Below are 1,877 nucleotides of genomic sequence, written 5' to 3' on the forward strand. Positions count from 1 at the left end.
GCGCTGAACGGTTCGCCGCTGGCTGTATACTGGGTTGAACTGGATGTCTGGACCGCCGTATTGCTGCCGTTGTTCACGAAATTGGCGGTCACGTTCATCCCGCCGGTATCCTGAATGAAGCCGCCAGCGATGTTCGAGCCGCTTGTGGCATGGCCGACCCAGTTCAGATACTCCTGTGTGCCGGTCGTAGTCTGTCCGCCGCCATCTATCGTGTCATTGCCATCGCCGCCGAGGATGGAGTCGGCGCCATCACCACCCGAAATTGAATCGGCCCCGGCACCGCCATCTATCGTGTCCGTACCAGTCCCGCCGCTGATCGTATCGTTGCCAAGTCCGCCGGAAATGCTGTCATTTCCGTCACCACCGCTGATCTGGTCCGCGCCGTCACCGCCAAGCACGGTATCATTGCCGCCGCCCGCCGAAATCGTGTCGGCCCCGGCCCCGCCATCAATGTAATTGGCCCCCGATGAGCCGGTCAGCGTGTCGTTGAAACTCGACCCGATCACCCCTTCGATCGAGTTCAGCACGTCGCCGGTGGCGTTGCCGCCGGTGGCCGTGTTGGTCGAAAGGTTGACATTGACCGCGCTGCCCGAGCCGGAATAGCTGGCCGTGTCAGTGCCCGCGCCGCCATAAAGCGTGTCGGACCCCGCGCCGCCCTGAAGCGTGTCGTTGCCGTCCCCGCCAAAGATCACGTCATTGCCGCTGCCGCCATTGATGGAGTCATTGCCGGTGCCGGTCTGGCTGGTCGTCGACCCGCCATAAATCGTATCGTTTCCGATCCCGCCGATCAGAGTATCGGCGCCGGATGTACCCATGGTCGGTGCGTAGGTCGGTGCACTGGTCGCGGTCGCGCTGCCGCTGCTGATCGTCCAGGTATTTGGCACGAAGTAGGTGCTGCCGTCAGTGCCGAGATAGTAGACCCCGGTATCGGTGATATTGGAATAGAACTGGCCGTCGCCGGTCCAGACGCCGGACCAGTTCCAGGACCCAGCTCCGATCGTCGATTGGGTGGTGAAGGTGGCTTGGGTGCCGCCGATCCCATCGCCGCTGTTCAGGGCATTGTTGCCGCCCAAAGAGACAAGATAGCCAGTAGGCATAGTACGTACCTTTCACCATTTAACACGCCCGAGCGCAGAGCGTCAGACAGAGTCATCCCACCTTCATGGGAACTGGTTAAGATTTGCGGAAGGCAGAAATTAGGCAGGCCTGCGTCGGGACTGTGCTGATTTCCGCGGTAAATTCACCATATGATTGTATGCTACGCAATAAAAGTCGCGGCAAGGTAGCAAGGCGGCAGGTTCAGGTCAAAGCGTTGTTCGCAATCGCCAGAGTTCAGGGAACAGCTCCACCTCCAGCATGCGACGCAGATAGGGTACGCCGCCGGTACCGCCGGTGCCGCGCTTCAACCCGATCACACGTTCGACCGTGGTCACGTGGTTGAAACGCCAGCGGCGGAAGTAATCCTCAAAATCCACGAGCTTCTCGGCCAGATCGTAAAGCGCCCAATGCGCCTCTGGGTCGGCATAGACAATGCGCCAGGCAGCCTCGACACCGTCATGTGCGCTCCAGGGGTCGCTAAGATCACGGCGCAGAACCTCATCCGGTATCGGCAGCCCGCCGCGATGGGCCGCGTGCAATGCCTCGTCATATAGCGATGGCCGGGCAAGTTCCGCTGTAAGCCGGACGGTGATCTCGGGCCGATGGGCATGGGGCTTCAGCATGGCAGGATTTCGGTTCCCGGCGGCGAATTCGATCTGCCGGTATTGCCAGGACTGGAACCCGGATGAGGCGCCGAGTGCGGCGCGAAAGCACGTGTAGTCCGAGGGGGTCATCGTGCGCAGAACATCCCAGGCGGAATTGAGCTGTTCCATGATCCG

General features: G+C 61.1%; 2 protein-coding genes. Both read right to left on the bottom strand.

Annotated features, from left to right (window positions below; translation table 11 throughout):
* On the bottom strand, window positions 1-1,097 hold a 1,097-nt coding region (locus WBB85_RS12175), incomplete at its 3' end, for a calcium-binding protein (protein ID WP_432638879.1).
* Window positions 1,098-1,304: 207 nt separating this feature from the next.
* Window positions 1,305-1,877 (bottom strand): tryptophan 2,3-dioxygenase (locus tag WBB85_RS12180; protein WP_432638880.1); only part of this gene is annotated, 573 nt, incomplete at its 5' end.

It is taken from the genome of Albidovulum sp. (genome assembly GCF_049646345.1).
Classification (GTDB): domain Bacteria; phylum Pseudomonadota; class Alphaproteobacteria; order Rhodobacterales; family Rhodobacteraceae; genus Albidovulum.